The sequence below is a fragment of the Butyrivibrio sp. TB genome (genome assembly GCF_900110805.1).
In the GTDB taxonomy this organism is placed as follows: Bacteria; Bacillota; Clostridia; order Lachnospirales; family Lachnospiraceae; genus Butyrivibrio; species Butyrivibrio fibrisolvens_C.
Genome location: NZ_FOER01000011.1, coordinates 17,325 through 35,670 on the forward strand (window position 1 = coordinate 17,325; position 18,346 = coordinate 35,670).

General features: G+C 39.4%; 19 protein-coding genes. 4 read left to right on the forward strand and 15 right to left on the reverse strand.

The genetic code is table 11. The annotated features are described in order from the left end of the window. Nucleotides 1–164: 164 nt before the first annotated feature. The 4 genes from BMX21_RS08780 to BMX21_RS08795 form a co-directional block, all read right to left on the reverse strand. Nucleotides 165–2,000: an immunoglobulin-like domain-containing protein gene (locus tag BMX21_RS08780; RefSeq protein WP_092043450.1), complete on the reverse strand. Its 1,836-nt coding sequence runs from the start codon at nt 1,998–2,000 to the stop codon at nt 165–167. Between the two features lie 119 nt (nt 2,001–2,119). Continuing rightward, nucleotides 2,120–3,811 (reverse strand): extracellular solute-binding protein, encoded by a 1,692-nt coding sequence (locus tag BMX21_RS08785; protein WP_092043453.1) that lies wholly within the window; start codon nt 3,809–3,811, stop codon nt 2,120–2,122. 86 nt (nt 3,812–3,897) lie between these two features. Beyond that, entirely contained in the window at nt 3,898–4,842 is a 945-nt protein-coding gene (locus BMX21_RS08790) for a carbohydrate ABC transporter permease (RefSeq protein ID WP_022753367.1), read from the reverse strand. Between the two features lie 170 nt (nt 4,843–5,012). Then, on the reverse strand, nt 5,013–5,939 hold the full coding sequence (locus BMX21_RS08795) for an ABC transporter permease (RefSeq protein ID WP_092043456.1): 927 nt from the start codon (nt 5,937–5,939) through the stop codon (nt 5,013–5,015). Between the two features lie 389 nt (nt 5,940–6,328). On the opposite strand from BMX21_RS08795, the gene BMX21_RS08800 reads away from it, so the two are divergent. Continuing rightward, a complete protein-coding gene (locus BMX21_RS08800) occupies nt 6,329–7,360 on the forward strand; it encodes a LacI family DNA-binding transcriptional regulator (RefSeq protein ID WP_177173979.1) in 1,032 nt (343 codons plus the stop codon). Nucleotides 7,361–7,455: 95 nt separating this feature from the next. Here BMX21_RS08800 and rsmH read toward each other — a convergent pair whose 3' ends face one another. Beyond that, entirely contained in the window at nt 7,456–8,502 is a 1,047-nt protein-coding gene (gene rsmH / locus BMX21_RS08805) for a 16S rRNA (cytosine(1402)-N(4))-methyltransferase RsmH (protein WP_092043465.1), read from the reverse strand. Between the two features lie 136 nt (nt 8,503–8,638). Beyond that, a complete protein-coding gene (locus BMX21_RS08810) occupies nt 8,639–9,259 on the reverse strand; it encodes a YunG family protein (RefSeq protein ID WP_242952902.1) in 621 nt (206 codons plus the stop codon). A 158-nt stretch (nt 9,260–9,417) separates the two neighbouring features. On the opposite strand from BMX21_RS08810, the gene BMX21_RS08815 reads away from it, so the two are divergent. Further along, nucleotides 9,418–9,861 (forward strand): hypothetical protein, encoded by a 444-nt coding sequence (locus BMX21_RS08815; protein WP_092043468.1) that lies wholly within the window; start codon nt 9,418–9,420, stop codon nt 9,859–9,861. 60 nt (nt 9,862–9,921) lie between these two features. Here BMX21_RS08815 and BMX21_RS08820 read toward each other — a convergent pair whose 3' ends face one another. After that, nucleotides 9,922–10,689 (reverse strand): type III pantothenate kinase, encoded by a 768-nt coding sequence (locus BMX21_RS08820; RefSeq protein WP_092043471.1) that lies wholly within the window; start codon nt 10,687–10,689, stop codon nt 9,922–9,924. A 196-nt stretch (nt 10,690–10,885) separates the two neighbouring features. On the opposite strand from BMX21_RS08820, the gene coaBC reads away from it, so the two are divergent. Then, on the forward strand, nt 10,886–12,136 hold the full coding sequence (gene coaBC / locus BMX21_RS08825; protein ID WP_092043474.1) for a bifunctional phosphopantothenoylcysteine decarboxylase/phosphopantothenate--cysteine ligase CoaBC: 1,251 nt from the start codon (nt 10,886–10,888) through the stop codon (nt 12,134–12,136). Between the two features lie 385 nt (nt 12,137–12,521). Beyond that, nucleotides 12,522–12,815, forward strand: a complete 294-nt coding sequence (locus BMX21_RS08830; RefSeq protein WP_143057230.1) for a DUF3552 domain-containing protein — start codon at nt 12,522–12,524, stop codon at nt 12,813–12,815. A gap of 87 nt (nt 12,816–12,902) precedes the next feature. Here the strand turns inward: BMX21_RS08830 and BMX21_RS20045 are convergent, their stop codons facing one another. The 8 genes from BMX21_RS20045 to BMX21_RS08870 all read right to left on the reverse strand — a co-directional run bounded on the left by BMX21_RS20045 (nt 12,903) and on the right by BMX21_RS08870 (nt 18,341). Continuing rightward, a complete protein-coding gene (locus tag BMX21_RS20045; RefSeq protein WP_092043479.1) occupies nt 12,903–13,088 on the reverse strand; it encodes a YccF domain-containing protein in 186 nt (61 codons plus the stop codon). 36 nt (nt 13,089–13,124) lie between these two features. Beyond that, nucleotides 13,125–13,436 carry a hypothetical protein gene (locus tag BMX21_RS08840; RefSeq protein ID WP_092043482.1) on the reverse strand — a complete coding sequence of 104 codons (312 nt, stop codon included), beginning with the start codon at nt 13,434–13,436 and terminating at the stop codon, nt 13,125–13,127. Between the two features lie 5 nt (nt 13,437–13,441). Then, on the reverse strand, nt 13,442–14,332 hold the full coding sequence (locus BMX21_RS08845) for a DnaB-like helicase C-terminal domain-containing protein (protein ID WP_092043485.1): 891 nt from the start codon (nt 14,330–14,332) through the stop codon (nt 13,442–13,444). A gap of 41 nt (nt 14,333–14,373) precedes the next feature. Next, nucleotides 14,374–15,636 (reverse strand): AAA family ATPase, encoded by a 1,263-nt coding sequence (locus BMX21_RS08850; protein ID WP_092043487.1) that lies wholly within the window; start codon nt 15,634–15,636, stop codon nt 14,374–14,376. 119 nt (nt 15,637–15,755) lie between these two features. Continuing rightward, nucleotides 15,756–15,977 (reverse strand): hypothetical protein, encoded by a 222-nt coding sequence (locus BMX21_RS08855; RefSeq protein ID WP_092043490.1) that lies wholly within the window; start codon nt 15,975–15,977, stop codon nt 15,756–15,758. A 101-nt stretch (nt 15,978–16,078) separates the two neighbouring features. Next, a complete protein-coding gene (locus tag BMX21_RS08860) occupies nt 16,079–17,005 on the reverse strand; it encodes a hypothetical protein (protein ID WP_092043493.1) in 927 nt (308 codons plus the stop codon). A gap of 59 nt (nt 17,006–17,064) precedes the next feature. Next, nucleotides 17,065–17,430: a hypothetical protein gene (locus BMX21_RS08865; RefSeq protein WP_092043496.1), complete on the reverse strand. Its 366-nt coding sequence runs from the start codon at nt 17,428–17,430 to the stop codon at nt 17,065–17,067. A gap of 83 nt (nt 17,431–17,513) precedes the next feature. Further along, nucleotides 17,514–18,341 carry a hypothetical protein gene (locus BMX21_RS08870; RefSeq protein ID WP_092043499.1) on the reverse strand — a complete coding sequence of 276 codons (828 nt, stop codon included), beginning with the start codon at nt 18,339–18,341 and terminating at the stop codon, nt 17,514–17,516. Nucleotides 18,342–18,346: the final 5 nt, after the last annotated feature.

Below are 18,346 nucleotides of genomic sequence, written 5' to 3' on the forward strand. Positions count from 1 at the left end.
TATAGCAAGTGTTTTGGTCTTAATCTTTAATGATCCCGAAGGCATCAATCATTCACATTACATATATAAGTCAAACAGGCCAAAGCATTTTGTACCGCCCGGCCTGTCTGCTCACTTTATATAAATCCCCCTAACTTTTACTATCTTCCATTATCTGCATTATCTTACATAGCGCTCATCTTATAGATAGTAATGTCAGAAAACTCTATAGTATTTTCTCCCATAGCTGCTGTGTCCTCAGAACCAAACTGGAACAGAAGCTCGAAATCCATATCTGTGATTAAAGTATCTGTAGTAGTAAATCTGAAGGTCTGATACTCAGTTGTGATATCCATTCCTTCTGAGATCCTGGGATCCCAGTCTCCCATAGGATTGAGGAATACTCCGCAAGATACAGGCTTTTGTGCCTTAACTGTTATCTCGATCGTATAGTAAGCATCTGATTCAAGAGTAAGAGGATTGCCTGTATAACCGCAGATAAGCTTGTTGTGCCAGTCTACTGTGCCTCCATTATCAATGCGGTAGAAGAAGTTTCCGTCTTCTGCCCAGATAACGCCAACTCCCTTGTCATTGTCTTCATCAGTTCCATTGAAAGTCTCCCATGGAAGATCTGTATTATCTGCATTGGCACTGTTTCTTCCAAATGCCATGAAAGAATCGATTGTCTTAGTAACTTCCTTATCGCCTTCTACTGTTCCAAATTCGATGCTGCTTATAACGATCTCGTTATCAGTTACTCCCTCAGGAGCGTTACCGATCTGAAGGCGGATAACAGGATCCTCCACGTCAGCTTCTGCAGTAAATACGCCCTCGACTGTTATCTCCTCGCCGGCAGGAGCATTAAGCGAATTAAAGTTTGCTCTGCACTCAAAGCCTTTTTCCCTGCTCTCTACCAGAACTTCACCAGTCTGTCCGTTAGTAGCATTAACATTGAATCTGTAATAGTACTTCTTTCCATTCTCAATCTTAACATCGCCTATTGAGATATCTGTCTTAATACTCCATACTCCGCCATCAGCAGATGGATAAGCTGTGATATCAGTCTTGGCGCTGCCATCTTCAAATGTCACTGCAGCTTCTGCGCCGTCGCCTGCTTCTACAGCAAGATTATCTTTAGAAGGATCTGCTGTGTATGAAGCTACGAGTTCCTCTTCACCGACGCTTTCGTAGATCTCGATCTTATCGATAGTCACAGTGAAGTCTTCAGGTGTTGTATCTTCTGCATTATCAGGGTTAGGTGTGATCTTGCCCATATTGATCATGAGCTCGCACTTACCCTCCTTATCTGAAGAAAAAGTAAGTTCGTAAGGTGCTACCTCTTCTGTGATCTGAACATTATAAGATCCGCCAAAAGTAGCCCAGTCTGCTGCGCTTTCATCTCTTGCAATGATATGTGCATATGTTGGCTTTGTTGACTTAGCCCAGACTTTTACAGTATAGTCAGCTTTTTTGACTTCAAATCCTGATTTGGAAAGAGCAACTTCTCCATCAGACTCTCCGGGATTTTCTATATCAAAAACATATGCGCCCTGCTTGAGCTGACCTGTTGCCTTAGCATTGTCCCCGATCTTAACTTCCCAGCCTTTATTATCTACTTCTCCGGCCTTGCTAAAATCAAACTCTTTATAAACTTCCTCGTCCCCAGTCATCTTGGTAACAGTAAGAGTTGCATAGCTTTCAGTAGTTAGACCTCCCTTATCTGTTACAGAATATACAAGTTCATAAGATCCTGCATTCTCAGGTGTTGCCTTACCATTCTTAAAATCAAGTGAAGGAGTTGCCTCTACCTTGATCACACTGCTAAGATCACCATCCTGGTCATCAGATGCTGTTATGCCGCTAAGTGCATCAAACTCTGTTCCGGCCATAACTGTAGCATCAGCAGCTCCCTCTATTACAGGAGCAGTATTATCACCGCCTGATGCTGCGCCGTTTGAACAGGCAGCTACTGATACTGTACATGTAAGTGTCATAAGCATTGCCACAAACTTTTTTCTCATTCTCATTCCCTCTTTTATATTATTTGGTCCCTAGCTGTCTATATAGACTTACAGGAACTTATTTTTGCTACAAAAATTCTCTAATACCTTTTATATTTTGTTTTGATATACTTGCAGTTTTACTGACTTATATATCTGTCATAAGCATCCTGATATACCTGCTGGATCTCAGGAAGTTTAACTTTGCCATTAAGGTCATTCTGGAAAGCTTCCCAGTCGCTGTCTGTCACGCCGCCCTTCATAAGCCATGCGATGAGATTGGTCCTTATATAGTCATTCATGTTGCTTTCGTAATTGCCAAGAGTATTGAGCTCTTCAAGAGTGAACTGAAGGTTAGGGCATGGGGTTACCTTAGCATCTACATAAGGTCTTGCCACCTGATCAAGTCTCTCAAGGCGGAGCTTCGCTCTAGGCTCCATGTTGACAACATTGTTCCATGCATACTCTCCAAGATTGATGATGCCAAGAGGCGCATTCTGAAGACGAAGTTCATCAGCTGTAACTCCCTCCGGAAGCGGCTTTTGAACCAGCATTCCGCTATCATCAAGTTCCTCTTCATATACAACACCTATAGGACCATAGTTGATCTGCGCTGATATAAGTGGATCATAATAGCGGTCAAAATATGCAAGAAGGATCTCAGGATATTTACAATCTGCAAATACTACAACTTCACCGGTTCCGATCTCAGGGTTATTAGATACACAGATTGTCTGATCGCCGTTTGGTCCGATAAGAGGACTGCATACGATATAATCTTCAGGATTAGATACTACTGTCTCACTCTCCCACCAGTAGAAAGCGCCATATGTTTCAAGGCCCTTGCCGCCTGCAAGGAAGTTGTCCTGGCTCTGCTCAAATGAAACCTTGTCGATAAGGCCATTGTCTACCCAGTTTGCAATATAGTTGGTAGCTTCCTTGAATCTGTCATCAGTAACTGTATATGTCACCTTGCCATCTACAACAACTCTGTGCTCAAGGTTATCATTAAGGCCGAACATACCATACAGATCGCACTGATTGCCCTGCCAGTTGTTATATACGAAGCTAAGAGGTCTTTCATCATCGCTCTTACCATTGCCGTTCATGTCATTGTCTCTGAAGTATGCAAGGATCTGCTCCATCTGATCAGCTGTAAGAGTAAGTCCGTCCTTCACATCACTTTCAGATAAACCTGTAACTGCGCCTGCACTTATAGCATCTTTGGCCCACTGCGCATTCAGAAACAGAAGGTTAGGAAACTCTAAAAGTCCCATCTCTTCAATACGAGGAAGGGAATAGATCTTGCCATCCTCTACATTTAGCAGCTGGTTCTTGATATCAGGACGTTCTTCCAGAAGCTTTTTAAGATTGGGCATATAATCAAGATAATCACTTATTGGCAAAAGAACTTTACGCTTTGCATACTTGATTATCTCTCCTGAATCCATACCTGCATGATAGATAGCATCAGGACGATTCTCACTGTTGCCAAAGATAAGACTCTTTTGCTGAGAATATACAGATTCAGATACATTCTCCCAGTTTACTTTGACACCGGTCTGATCATACAGATCCTGCATGATCTTCATGTCGTTATAATCAAGTGCAGAAGCGTTCTTGGAAGAATAGATATTGAAGCTTATCTCCTGTGAACCTTTTTCATTGACTATAGGCTTTGTAGGATCCTCCCACTGAAATCCATACTCACTTACAAGAGCATCTATGTCAGATGCTGATGCACTTTGCTTATCTCCTGATCCGCAACCGGCAAGCGACGAAGTCATAACCGCTGCAAGAACCAGAGCGCTTAGTTTTTTATACCTTTTCATATTTTTTCCTCCAAATGGTATTTATACAGATACATGATCTAATATAGTGTTCTTATTATTCCTCCATGACAAGCACTTGAAGATACTCAGTCTTTAAGAGATCCAAGCATTACACCCTGTGCAAAATACTTCTGAACAAAAGGATATAAGCATAGAACCGGAATACTTGATACAATAACCGATACGTATTTGAGCTGGTTAGCAAGTCTGTACTGCTGCAGTATTGTCTCTCCGCTGCCGCCTACCGTGCTTTCTGAAGCGATCAGTATCTCTTTAAGTACAAGCTGAAGCGGATACTTGGTCTCATCCTGCAAAAAGATCATCGCATTAAAGTAGCTGTTCCACTGACCTACCGCGTAGTATAGTGCCATAACCGCAATGATAGGTTTGGCAAGTGGCAGTACTATAGAATAGAAAGTCCTGAACTTCCCCGCGCCATCAATTCTTGCCGCTTCCAATAATCCTTCAGGGATCGATGACTCGAAGAAAGTCTTGGTCATGAACAGATTCCATACAGACAGGATAGCCGGAAGTATGATAGCCCACTGTGAATTGATAAGATGGAGACTGCTCATAACATTGTAAAAAGGAATAAGACCACCTCCGAAGAACATGGGAATTATAAAAAAGACCATCCAGAATTTCCTGCCCGGAAGTTTCTTCCTGCTAAGAGCCCATCCTGCCGGAATCGTTACAGCAAGTGACAACACCACAGTGATCACTGTGTACCAGATAGTATTCAGATAACCTGTCCAGATATCGTTTCTGTGAAGTATCTTCTCAAATCCATCAAGTGTGATCTTGACAGGATATAGATAAACCTGACCACCCAAAACTGCATCAGGATCTGATATAGATGCGATGATGATAAAATAAACAGGATACAAGATTATCAGTGCAAGCAGTGTCAGAAACAAAGTATTGAAAAAATAGAATACTCTATCTCCAAACGATATCTTCTTGAATGTTTTTCTTATTTTTAGAGCTTTCTCTTTATTTAAAGCAGAAGTATTGCTGATAGAATTATCCATATTAACCTCATTTATAAAATATGACTTTTTGTCACTTCGTTCCAAAAGTCATGTAAATAGGCCAATTGAGAACACCTTCGGTGCCTAGCCTATTTACCTACCGATTCACTTTCTTACGAAATCCGCAGTAAATGCGGATTTCTGATTCAAAGTTGCGAAAACATATATTTTCACCAAAGAGAGTTCTCAGAAAAGCGCTTCGAAAGCGTATTGGCAATGATCAGAAGCGCCACATTGATAACCGAGTTAAAAAGTCCGATCGCTGTAGCATATGCCTGATCAGGAACTCCTGTAAGACCCTTCTTATATACATAAGTTGCTATAAGTTCGCTCACAGCAAGGTTACCGTCTGTCTGCATTAGAAGAGCTTTCTCATATCCAACTCCCATAAGACCGCCGATGGACATGATCAGCATCACGCTTATCATAGGCATGATCGCAGGAATATCAACATGAAGTATCCTCTGGAATCTGCTGGCACCGTCGATCATAGCGGCTTCGTGCTGACCCGGATCCACGTTAGACAAAGCTGCAATATAGATCACTGCGCTCCATCCAAAATCCTGCCAGTTACTGGACAAGATATACAAAGGTCTGAAAGCTGAGTTTTCAAGGAAATAAGAGAACCTCTCAAGTCCCATACCGGCCGCTATATTGTTGACAAGTCCATATCTTCCGAAGAATAGCTGCAGCATACCAACAAGTACTACAAGAGATATAAAATGCGGCGCTGTAAAAATGGTCTGGAATATCTTGCCTGCTTTCTTTTTTCTAAGTGCATTAAGTGAAAGCGAAACAATTATTGGAAGTGGAAAACCAATGATAAAACCATAGATACACAATAAAAAAGTGTTCTTCATAAGCGGCAGGAACTGAACATCACTAAAGAATCTTGTAAAGTTACTAAATCCTACCCATATGGTTGTGTCTGAAAAAATCTTGTCACCTGGCATAAAATCCTGAAAAGCGATAAGAACTCCATATATCGGCAGATAGTTAAAAAGAAAAACAGTTACAATGGCAGGTAGTAGCATAAGAAGATAAGGAAGATTATCCTTAAACCCACGCACCAACGTCTTTCTAGGCTTTTTATTCATATATATCCTCCCCGGTACATGTTGGCAGTTCAACAACATAGATATGTAAAGATAACCGCCACACATTTAAGTTTACAATGTTTACATTTTTTACATTGTTTACATTTGATGATTATGATTTTACATCCACGTTTTTTTATCGTCAATATTCAATAGTAACTGTTTTAAGCATCCATTTTTTGTACAATATTAATAATATTCTGCTCAAAACGTCAAAATACAGGATGTATGTAGATGTAAATCGTCAGCGTGTAAATTGTTTACATTTGTAAACTTGTTTTGATTTTTTTGATATGCTAAGATTTTAAAGATATCTGATGAATGCATTAAGACAAGCCTTGATGCGCTATTATCATATGTAAATATCAGATCAATATGAGGTAATGAACATGGCCAACAATAAAGTGACTATGCAGGATATCGCAGACGCCTGCGGATTATCCAGAAATACAGTATCTAAAGTTTTCAACGGACGAGGCAATGTCCCTTCAAATACACGTAATCATATATTAAAAAAAGCTGAGGAGCTCGGCTACAAAGCCATCCCCAGCGAAAAAGTCTTCCAGCAGTCTTCTCATGGAAAGGTTATAGCACTTCTTTCCAATAAGCTCCCTGCCGAATACCATTTTGGTACATATTTTGTTACTACTTTTACAGACAGGATATGCAGAGCAGGTTATAACCTTAAGATGTTCGAGATATCTTCAGACGAGCTTAAACGTAAAGAACTCCCGCCCCACTTCATCCCGGATCAGACCGCTGGAATAGTGGGAATAGAGATGTTTGATCAAGACTATCTTGATTATATATGTAAGCTCGGAATCCCTACGATAATGCTCGACAGTCCCACACACGCTTTCAAAAAGCTCATGGGATGCGACTTCGTAGCTATGGAAAGCCGCGCAGGGATCATAGAAATAGTAAACTATATTATAAGTAAAGGTGCCGAAAAGATTGGATTCTACGGTGACAGTGAACACTGCGGAAGTTTCTATGACAGATGGATAGGATACCGGACAGCCCTTATAGATGCCGGCATAGATTATAACGAAGATTACTGCATCTTAGATCCGGATGCATCTCCATACGCAGACACAGACTGGATCGTATCAAGACTTAATAAGATGAAAGAGCTGCCGGATGCCTTTGTATGCGCAAATGACTTTCTTGCAGCCCATCTAATGAATGCTCTTAAAAAGATGGGATTATCTATTCCGGGCGACATAATGGTAACAGGATTCGACGGAACACCTCAGGCTTCTATCGTAGAGCCTACACTAACAACCGTCCAGATTCCCAGTGTAGAAATAGGCCGCATCTCAGCAGAAGTTCTCCTTAGAAGGATCGGCAATCCCGGCATCCCCTACAGCTGGACCCATGTAGAATGCACACCCATGTTCAGAAACAGCACCAGAAAATGACCCCCGGCATACACTACCAGGGATCAGTTTTAGTTTTTAACTTAAACTGTTTCCTTGGCTTCGTACCACAGAGGTCATTTTCCGTTCCTATGGGTTCATACACTTCTTATCGCCCATCTCATTTTTGTGGACTTACTTCTTGGATTAACTCTGCATTCTTCTGCAGATGGTCTTATTACTTCATCCGAAATATCAGAATAGATTCCTTCTTTTTTCAAAGCTTTGAAGGACTTCTTTACAAGTCTGTCCTCTCCTGAGTGGAAAGTAAGTATCGCTACTCTGCCGCCTGGCTTTAGTATGCTGGGGAGCTTTTCAAGGAACGCATACAGAACTTCGAATTCGCTGTTAACATCGATTCTAAGTGCCTGAAAAACTCTTGCGCAGCTCTTCTTGATAGCCTGCTCTTTCTCAGACTTATCAACTTTCCAAAGGGCATCAGCGATAGCATTCTTTAAAGCCGTCGTGGTATCCATAGGATTACCCTTTTTCATAAGTGAAAAGACCTTGCTTGCGATCTCCTTGGCATACGGCTCATCTGAGTTCTCTATCATCATACCTTCAAACTCTTCCTGAGTGATGCTATGGAGCCTTTCTGCAGCTGACTGGCCGTGTTCAGGATCGAGTCGAAGGTCAAGAGGACCGTCGATCTTGTAAGAAAAGCCCCTTTCGGGATTGTCTATCTGCATAGAGGATACACCTAGGTCAGCAAGAACAAAATCAAACTTGCCTGCTTCTTCACAGACTTTATCTATATTGGCAAAATTAATGAGTCTAAACTTAAAAATATCCTCGCCAAATCCTGCATCTTTTAACCTCTGCGTAGTCTTCTTGGACTCAATAGGATCTACGTCAAGGCCGTATATGCATCCACTTCCCTGAAGCTGCTCTAACATCTTGCGGGTATGACCGCCATAGCCCAATGTGCAGTCAAGCCCCTGCTGCCCAGGCTGTATCTGCAAAAAGTCCAGTATCTCTTTAACCATTATAGAGATATGCATTCCTGCAGGAGTTGAGCCCTTGCTTATAACGTGTTCAACTGTGTCCTTGTATTTTTCAGGATTGTGCTCCTTGTACTTTTCTTCAAACTTTTTGGGGTACTTGCCTGAATAGTGGACTCTTCTTTTGTGCTGTTTTTCTTCCATAATGTTTGTATTTTCCTGTTCTATGTAAAGTGCCTGAATTTATAACACATTCAAGATTCGATAATTGTATCTAGTATCCAAACACTGTCAAAACCTATATTGGTGTTTTTCGAAGCGCAACGTTTAAGTCAGTCTATCAAAGCTTACTCAGAAGCTCCTGTGCCTCTACACTGCCATGCTTAGCTGCATATGAAGCCCACTTCTTGGCTTTAGCCTTATTAACTTCACCAAAGCTTCCATCGAAGTATCCCCTTGCCAGTCCTGCAGCTGCATTTATATCGCCTCTTGCAGCACCGTCGATAAGTTTAAGCTGTCTGTGCTTTTGAACAAGCTTATCAAATCCGCTCTTAAGAAGCTTATAACGCTCATACTTCTCAGTACTTGCAAAATGATCCTCTCGAAGCTGCTCAGGATTGCCCTCATATGAAAGGACTTCATCTCCAAACTGTTCACTTGTAAGATCAAAAACATGACCGTCTACAACGTTATAACAGTGGAAATTGCCGCCATCTCTGGGTATGCCGTATACTTCTCCTCCGAACACATCCTGTACCAGGAATGCTGTTATAGAGCACTGCCCCAGTGTCATATTCTCCTTGGACCATCCATCTCGAAGCCTTGGTGCACAGGTATCCTTGCTCCAGATCTCAGTCAGGCTCACATACATCTCCTTAGGATCTGCTATAACATCATAATCTTCATTAACAGGTGAGACATCGCAGCTGTCCCATCCATAGAACTTAAACTCTCTTTTCATTATCTAAAAACTCCTTTATAAATCATCAAACCATAGCTTATAATATCACGGATCGTACCATTAAAAAACTTAAACATGATTATTCATTTCCTTCACGCGATACGCTATTATAAATATATATGATTGTTTTATCGATCGCTCGTGACATGAGGTCAACTATGAAATTTAAGTATGTAAGGATTCAAGGCAAAGAACTTGCCGCCAATACTAAAACCGGCAAAGGGATCTTCAGCATGCTCAACCAGATGGTTCAGGACAAAACCATGGAGCAGGAAGATATCGATCTCTTTCTGGAAATCGATTCCTGGTTTGCAGAAGTCCTTCCATGGCCTCCCCAGTGCCAGCGCCAGGAGAAAGTCATCTGCTACTTCAAGGTTGAGAATGCAGAGCTTATGATGAAGATGATCAATCCCATGCTATGGCTTCTTGAAAGATATAACCATCCCTACTACGTTGTATATACCAATTATCCGGGAGAGATAGTCTACGAAGATGAGTATCAGGTTGTCGTCAAGGTTGATGAGAATATTGTAGTCGAAGATCTCCAGAAGCCCTGGGGCCCAAAAACCGATCAGCCATCCGGGCAAGGTGACAATCTATAATACAGCCAAGCTCACATGTCTGATTGCCATTATAACCAAAGCATAGCCTTAAGCAGTCGCTCATCCAAAGATATTGCTATAATAAAGCCTTAGAAGACCGCTTAATAACAACTCTTCATCGATGATAACCTTATGCTGTAACAAAGGCTCTATCATCTCAGAAAATCCACCCGTTATTACTATGCTCTTAAGTTCTCCCTTCTCCTGTTCTATTCTGTCCAGAAGTCCGTCCAGCATAGCGGCAGTCCCATGCATAAGTCCTGATAACATACTGCCTTCTGTATTAGTTCCAAGGAGCTGCCCCGGACTTTTGATCTCGAACTTGAAGAGCTGGGCACCTCTTGAATATGAATCTCCTGTAGTCCTTATTCCGGGGATTATGATAGTCCCCTGATACTCAAGGTTCCTGCTTACATAGCACAAAGTAGTGAAAGTCCCAAGATCTATAACGCAAAGAGGTGCCTCGTACTTGAAGGCAGCGCAGGAAGCTCCCACCAGAAGGTCAGTTCCGACTTTCCTTGGATTGTCCATGCAGATCTTAAGACCATAATCCGTACTTGAATCTACTATAAGCGGCTTGCTTCCTGACAACTTCTCAACTGCCATGGATATAGTCCTTGTCACAGCAGGAACAACGCTGCATACAGCAGCTCCAACAATGTCCTCAGCTGTCTTTTGTCTTGCAAAAAGAATCCCCTGTATCTTATCTGCATAGGACTCAGCATCCAGTTCACTATCTGTAATGAGTCTTGCTGTGAAGGCAAGCTCATCTTTGTCATAAGCGCCTATCGTAATATTTGAATTACCTATATCAAAAACTAAAATCATACCTATCTTACTTCCATTGAGTAAAAAAATAGTTTAGAATACTTACGTATTTATAGCTACTCATTTAATAGTCCAACTCATAGTAACTATATAACAATAATGGATTGTACCATATTTCCAAAAGCAATGTCATCCCTGGCGCTCTAAAATTCAGTTTTTGGAAAAATATATATGGACAATACCGATAGGAGAATCTATGTTAGAAAACAAAACAGTTGTACTGGGCGTTACAGGCAGTATCGCCGCTTACAAAGCTGCAAATCTTGCAAGTATGCTCAAAAAAGAAGGTGCAGATGTTCATGTCATAATGACAAAGAACGCTATCAACTTTATAAATCCCATCACCTTCGAAACCTTAACCGGCAATAGGTGCCTCACAGACACATTTGACCGAAATTTTGAATTCTCAGTAGAACACGTATCACTTGCAAAAAGAGCAGATATCATAGCCATAGCTCCTGCAAGTGCAGATATTATCGCCAAGTGCTCACATGGCATAGCTGACGACATGCTAACTACAACCGTTCTTGCATCAACATGTCCAAAACTCATAGTCCCTGCCATGAATACCCGAATGTATGAAAATAGTATAACTCAGGAGAATCTTGAACATCTTAAGAAGCACGGTTTTGCCATCATGACACCAGAATCAGGCTACCTTGCCTGCGGAGACAGTGGCAAAGGCCGCTTCCCAAAGGAAGAGCTGATACTTGAAGAGATCCTGTATTACTGTGCTTTTGAAAAAGACCTGTCCGGCAAAAAAGTCCTGATAACAGCAGGTCCTACAAGAGAAGCCCTTGACCCTGTCCGCTTCATAACTAACTATTCAACCGGAAAAATGGGATACGCCTTAGCTAAGGCTGCCATGCTTAGAGGCGCAAATGTCTCACTTGTATCAGGCCCCGTTAATATACAGGCTCCTTCACATATAAATCTTATCCGTATCTCAAGCGCTAAAGAACTCTTCGAACAGACTACCAAAAGAGCATCTGATGCAGATATAGTAATAGCCACTGCTGCTGTAGCAGACTATAGACCTCAGACAATCGCTGACAATAAGATTCGTAAGGAAGATATATTCAAAGATAATACTGATAGTAAAAATCCCAGCAATAATACTAATAGTATATCAACTAAAGATAATACTATAACCTTAACCCTCGAAAGAACCGAAGATACTCTTTCATGGATAGGTCAGCATAAAAAGAGCGACCAGATTCTCTGTGGATTTGCAATGGAAACAGAAGATCTTGAAGCTCATGCCAAGGATAAGCTAGATAGAAAGAATCTCGACCTTATCTGTGCAAACAATGTCAAAGTCGAAGGCGCAGGCTTTGGTGTAGATACAAATGTCATCACTGTTATAACTAAAGATGGTATTGATCATCTTCCTCTTATGAGTAAATTTGATGCAGCAAATGCGATATTAGATAGGTGTAAAAAATAATCAAGAACAGTCAATATCAGTTTTTTATCCTTGGAAACAGTAAAACTAATGAAGGCAAATTTGTCATGGTAAAGAGTGGCTTTCAGCTTGAAAATTTTTCATATGCTGATGGCAGTGAAATAGGTTATGTCACCAGTTTTAAGATCTCTAATTATCTGCAGCAATGGCTAAAATCCAATGATCTTATAGCGTTTGAACAGAGGGAGAATTATTAATGCTATAATTTTCTAAAATGTTGATGAGACATGAATTTGATGCATGGCTTACATTTCTGGGATGTGATGATATTAATTACATTGGAAAGCTTATTGAGAAATATCCTTCTTTCACGCCCATGTATCAAGATCTTTATGATATGTGTCTCAATGTTGAAGAGGTAATGAAAATGTTTTCGAAAGAACTTCAAGAACTTGATCAGAACACTGTTATTTATATGATTGACGAGTTGCAGGATCAACTTGATAATGCTAATGCTACTATATCTGAGAAAGATGCTCAGTTATCACAGAAGGATGCCACTATTTCTCAGAAAGATGCTCAGTTATCACAGAAGGATGCCACTATTTCTCAGAAAGATGCTCAGTTATCACAGAAGGATGCCACTATTTCTCAGAAAGACTCAACTATCGCAGATCTTCAAGCCAAGATTAAAGAGTTGGAAGCACAAATCAGTCACTAACTGCTTAAAATTGCCTTGATGAAATATATTTTCAGGGAATCAAATAGATTCGATTTTTATGGTGACGGGTTCGATTCCCGTCACCTTTTAACATGTGATCTTCACTATTCTAGCCCCAAATGGAAAAAGAGATAATCTGGCGATCTTGAAAAACTGCATGCCGAAAGGAATTCCAATTATTGTGATACACCAAAGAATACCTGCCAGCCACCATCCTATAGCGCTAAATAAGCCACCGCATATTATCCAAATTAAGTTTCCGATGAAATTCATATTCAAATAATCCTTTCAATCATATCAACCATATTATTATCTTATACTACTCCCATCATAATGAATCCTTGGTTCTTCCTCTAGGTCAAAACATTTCATAATCTCAGGAATAAACTCTTCTCCAATACTCAGGTTCATATAAACAATAGGCTTTCCTTTGTTGCTTATTTCTACCCTTCCTCTAGGATAGTAATTAAAGGGCTTATTACACTTTCTAGGTTTCACATAATTCCATAGTATCCGATGATTATAGTTATCACCTGACCTAGCAATACCTGTGGTTGAATCATCCTCATATGGAACAGCCAATAGCACTTCGTCAATTAGCCAAAAAACACCTTTTTTCATATCTTTTAACCTGTTTCAGATGGCAACATGCCATCCAAATCTCTAAACTCATATTTTTTAGAATCCCATTCCAAATAAACCGATCCCAAATTACCAGTTCGATTCTTTTCAACCATGATTTCTGCCAGCCCTCGATATTTTGAATCCTTACAATAATAATCGTCTCTATAAATGAACATTACAGTATCTGCCTCCTGTTCTATTGCACTAGTCTCTCTAAAGTCAGAAAGCATAGGGTGTTTGTCACTCCTTTGCTCAATAGCTCTTGAAAGCTGAGACATTACAAGTATCGGAACATTTATTTCTTTTGCTAACTTTTTCAGCTTTCTTACTATGTATTCCACTTCTAGTTGCCTACTTTCAGCTTTTTGTCCCGCCGATACAATCTGAAGATAATCCACCAAGACTATATCAACGCTTTTCAGTTCCTTTAGTTGGAGGCATCTATCACAAATTTCGTCAATAGTAATTTTAGGTGTATCATCAACAATGAGCCTAGATTTTCCTAGCTCTTCTGCGCATTTGCACAAGCGATTCCATTCCTCATCACTCAATTGTCCTGTCCGAAAGTGTGTAAAATCTATCTGCGATTTTGTAGCAATAATCCTACTAACTACTGCCTCTTTGGATAACTCCACAGAAAAAAACACCACATTCCTTTTCTTGTGGATAGCCAGATTACTCGCAATAGACAACGCAAATGCAGTCTTTCCCATTGCTGGTCTTCCTCCAACAATTATCAGATTGCCTCTTTGAAGTCCTGCAATCATATAATCAAGGTCTTTAAATCCAATTCCGTCATCATTTATATAAGAACCATCTTTTCTTGCTGTCGTAGCTTTCATCACTAATTGAGCTGCGACGTCTCCTGCAAATGAATAAAGATTTTTATCCATGGTGGTACTCCTTTTTCCTTATCATCAATCACCAACAGCACCTACCTATTCGTGTTGCATATTTCTTGGACATCCGAATATGTAAGAGTCGTTTTTTTTATCAGCTCATCCGCTATTTTATCCAATAAATCTCGATTTACTGCCAACAGCTTTTTGACTTCCAGATAGTTTTTCTCCAATACCATAGCCATAGCACGGTTTCTGTTTTCAGCCACAAAACTTGAGTCATTATCTTCAATCCAGTTATTAAATCCATACATGCATCTGTTGTCAACCAATAATTTAGCTTTATCAAATGCATGATGTAGGTCACCGTTCACCCCCATATCGGACTCTCCAAAAACAAGTTCTGTAGCCGCTTTCCCTGCTAATGATGTCATAATAATGTTTTCGTTATAATCACTGCAAAAGTCCTCTTTTTCTTCACTTCTTAAATACCTGACAAATCCATATTTACCACCATCTGTTTTTCTTATAGAGATTATACTTACACTCCCTGGGTCCAATACTTCAGCGGCAACTGCGTGACCAGCTTCGTGATAGGCGACTCTACGTTTGAACTCTTCTGAAAGATCCTCCTCACTTTCGGGAGCGTCAAATATCACATCCAAACATGCATCTATTATGTTTTGCATATTCACTTTATCCTGACGATTGAAAGCAGCCTTCATAGCAGCGCTGTTTATTACATTCTCCAATGCTGCGCACGATTCACCATTCAACATTCTTGCAATTGACATTTCATCTAAATCATCGCAATTTTCAATCCTATCAAGATAATGTTTTACAATCCTTGCTGCCTCATTGGCTTTAGGCAAGCGCACATAGATTCTTTTACCCAACCTCCCTGCTCTTTTCAAAGAATCAGGAATCTTTCGTATGTTGTTAACAGTTGCGATAACAAAAATATCCATCCCTTTTATTTCGTCCATGCAGGATTGAACAGCAGCGAATTCCTCTGCATCACAATTCTCATCCTTATCAGAAAACTTATCGAGATCATCTAAAAGCACAATTGATGGCATGTTTTCTTTAGCATTCTTGAACACATCATTTATTGTCTTTACAAACTCACCGTCTGTAGCCTTCTTTCTACATAAGTAAACTGATCTGTTAGTGGATTTTATAAGGCAGTTAGCCATGGTAGTCTTACCAGTGCCTGGTCTACCATTTAGAATTACCCCCTCATTGATACTTGCTCCAAGTTTTTTATACATTTCTGCGTTATTCAGCATATCGCTAATAATTCGTAATTCCTTTTTGATATCTTCATATCCAACTATTTCTTCAAAAAAATCCTTCATTTCCCTGCATTATCCTTTCATTTCTTAACCAGCGGTGAAACAAATCCGTGTTCACTAATGTACCTTTACAATCACATAATAAAAAAAGCAATGTGCCTTTTTTAGCACATTGCTTTTTATCAGAGATTAACATAATCCGCAATTCTTATGTAGCGATCAGCCTTGCCTTGTCCTTTGCCATTATCCTTGTATCGGAATAATACATACCCTACATCTGAAGCGTTTGCTACATAGATATCCTGAGTTCTTTCCTTTCCGTACTTTTCTACTGCTGAACTAAGTTCAGCTTTGACTATTGTACTGTCAGGATCTCTGTTAGCAAAAAGAAAGGCTAAATCCACTTTGTTTTATATTCCTGTATTCCTAGTAATGTAAATGCTTCATAAAAAGAATAATAGCGTTCGCAATCCTCGCATATCAATCCATATAACATAAAACTCTCCTATTGATATATACCCTTCTTGGCATCAGTCCATTCCGTTATTTTGCAGTTATACTTTTTCTCACGTATATATTGCTGAATAAATTCCTCATGCTCATGATAATAATCTATAGCTGTGTTGGTGAGTATAATCATCATCTCAAATCTTTTAATACTATCCGAATTTGGAACAATCTTAGGAGGATTGTGTAGTTTCAAGTCTTTATATGCTGAAATAATGTCATGTGCTTCCTGTTTCCTATTGTCTAAAAATGGACTTTCTTTTATATAATGATCCATGCCATCCAGATGCTTTGTTAAGCCGCTTGTTCCATCTTCACATGCTTTCCAAGTGGATTTAACTTCGATAAATACAATAGCTTGGGGAATGCCTCCTGAATATCTGACTGCAAGCATATCTGGTTCATTTTCAAACTTGCATTTTCTCTGTTTGAATTCCAGATCATAAACATATAAGCCATCTTGAGAATCTGTGAGTGTTTCAAATAATTCTTGTTGAATTCTCTTTTCTTGGTATTTGGCCACACCGAAAAACTCTTTTATTACATCCACCATCATGTTGTAGGTCAAATCAACAAAACATTTATCGAAAGACTCTTTTATCACATATGGGTATGACTGTGCATGCTTACTATTAGTAATAAAGCCCAGCGGTTCTCGCCGCAAATGTTCTAAAAGCTTTTCCTTACGTGAACCCTTAGCATGATTGGCGCTGACTTCAACTTTATATCCACGCGTATGTTTAGAGATTTTCCATACTATATGATTGTTATAATAAATCGTAATAGTTTCTGGAGTATTATTTCCTCTAAAACGTAGTTGGAGCCCACTATTGTCTTCTTTTATTTTGGCTAGAAAAGGACTTAAAGCTCCCTTTTCCCAAAATGCTTCCAAGAAGTTTTTGCTTACAGCTCGATTATCATTCATTGTTTCTTCTCCTTCCGTGTACGATTTGGAGCACATTACAATAACTCGTTTTTTCTTCATCAGAAGCTACTCATATGTTGTCCTATATATACAACTTCAAAATTCTCATATTCGGAATCAATGTTCGCTCCAATGCGCAATTTCTCAGTCATACTGCGGTTCATTAAGTCAATTCCTTCCATATCAAAAGCTTCGATGCTGGCTTCTACTAATATTTCCATTATTTTTGTTCCCTGGTCCATCACAGAATACAACTCAACAATCTTATAATCACATAATCCCAGTTCATACCACTGCAGATAGCAATACTCCCCATCATACCAGAACAAGTCAGGATTATCCCGAAGGTAGTTTGTTATAGCATTGAATATATCGAAATAATACTTACTCTTTATAATAAGCTTTGTCTTCTCTAACTCATTCATAATAAAAACTCTCCTGCAAGCTCCTTTGTATTGTATCTATAATAAAAAAAGCAATGCGCTGTTTTATGCACATTGCTCTTCACTCACATTATTTTCTGTTCAGTTTTAAAAAAATTTTTAGCTCTATCAAAATTAAGTATATAGTCGTCTGCTGAATTAATAATTATATTGGCTGGTATGGGCCGATTCTTAATCTGCTCTATCTCATTTTTCAATTTCAAACTCTTCGAATTAAAATCAGCAAAAAGAAATAAAATCTCAAAACTATTTCTATCAGGGATATGTACTGCCTCACTCATCAACCCCAACCTTTTTTTACAGCCAATAATTGCATCAACAGAATCATATACCTCCGTTCTTAGTTCCTCTGTTTGTAGCACGCTACAAATATCATTATAGTGTTTCGCAAGACTTGCTTTACCACTGATTGCGCCTGTTCCATATTTGTTTTCAACTAGAACAAGCCTTCTGTCTCTTATCATTAACATATCAAGACGCATCACCCGCTTTATTTGATACTCAATGTCAATTATAGAAGGATTATGAATCAATAATTGATGTTGATATTCCCTTTCTGCCTTATGATTAACATCTAGCCATTTCTCCATCTCTCTTATACGCAAATCAAAGGTCTTGATGTAATCATCAACAGATTTCGGATTCAGTTTAGATATCTGCTCATAATTATGATCATCACCTTTGTTCAAGCAATATCGAGCGTTAAACTCAAATGTATAACTCGCCTTGTTTTGGATAATTCTAAGAAGGTTTCCACCTCTGAAATAAATGTTTATATAATTTTTTCTAATCTCGAGGGTTAGTTCATTTTTCCTATTCTTAACCTGTTGAAGAAAAAATGATAAATCCCCCTCTAGAAGATCTCTGATAAATCTGTCATTAATACTTCTCATCTCAT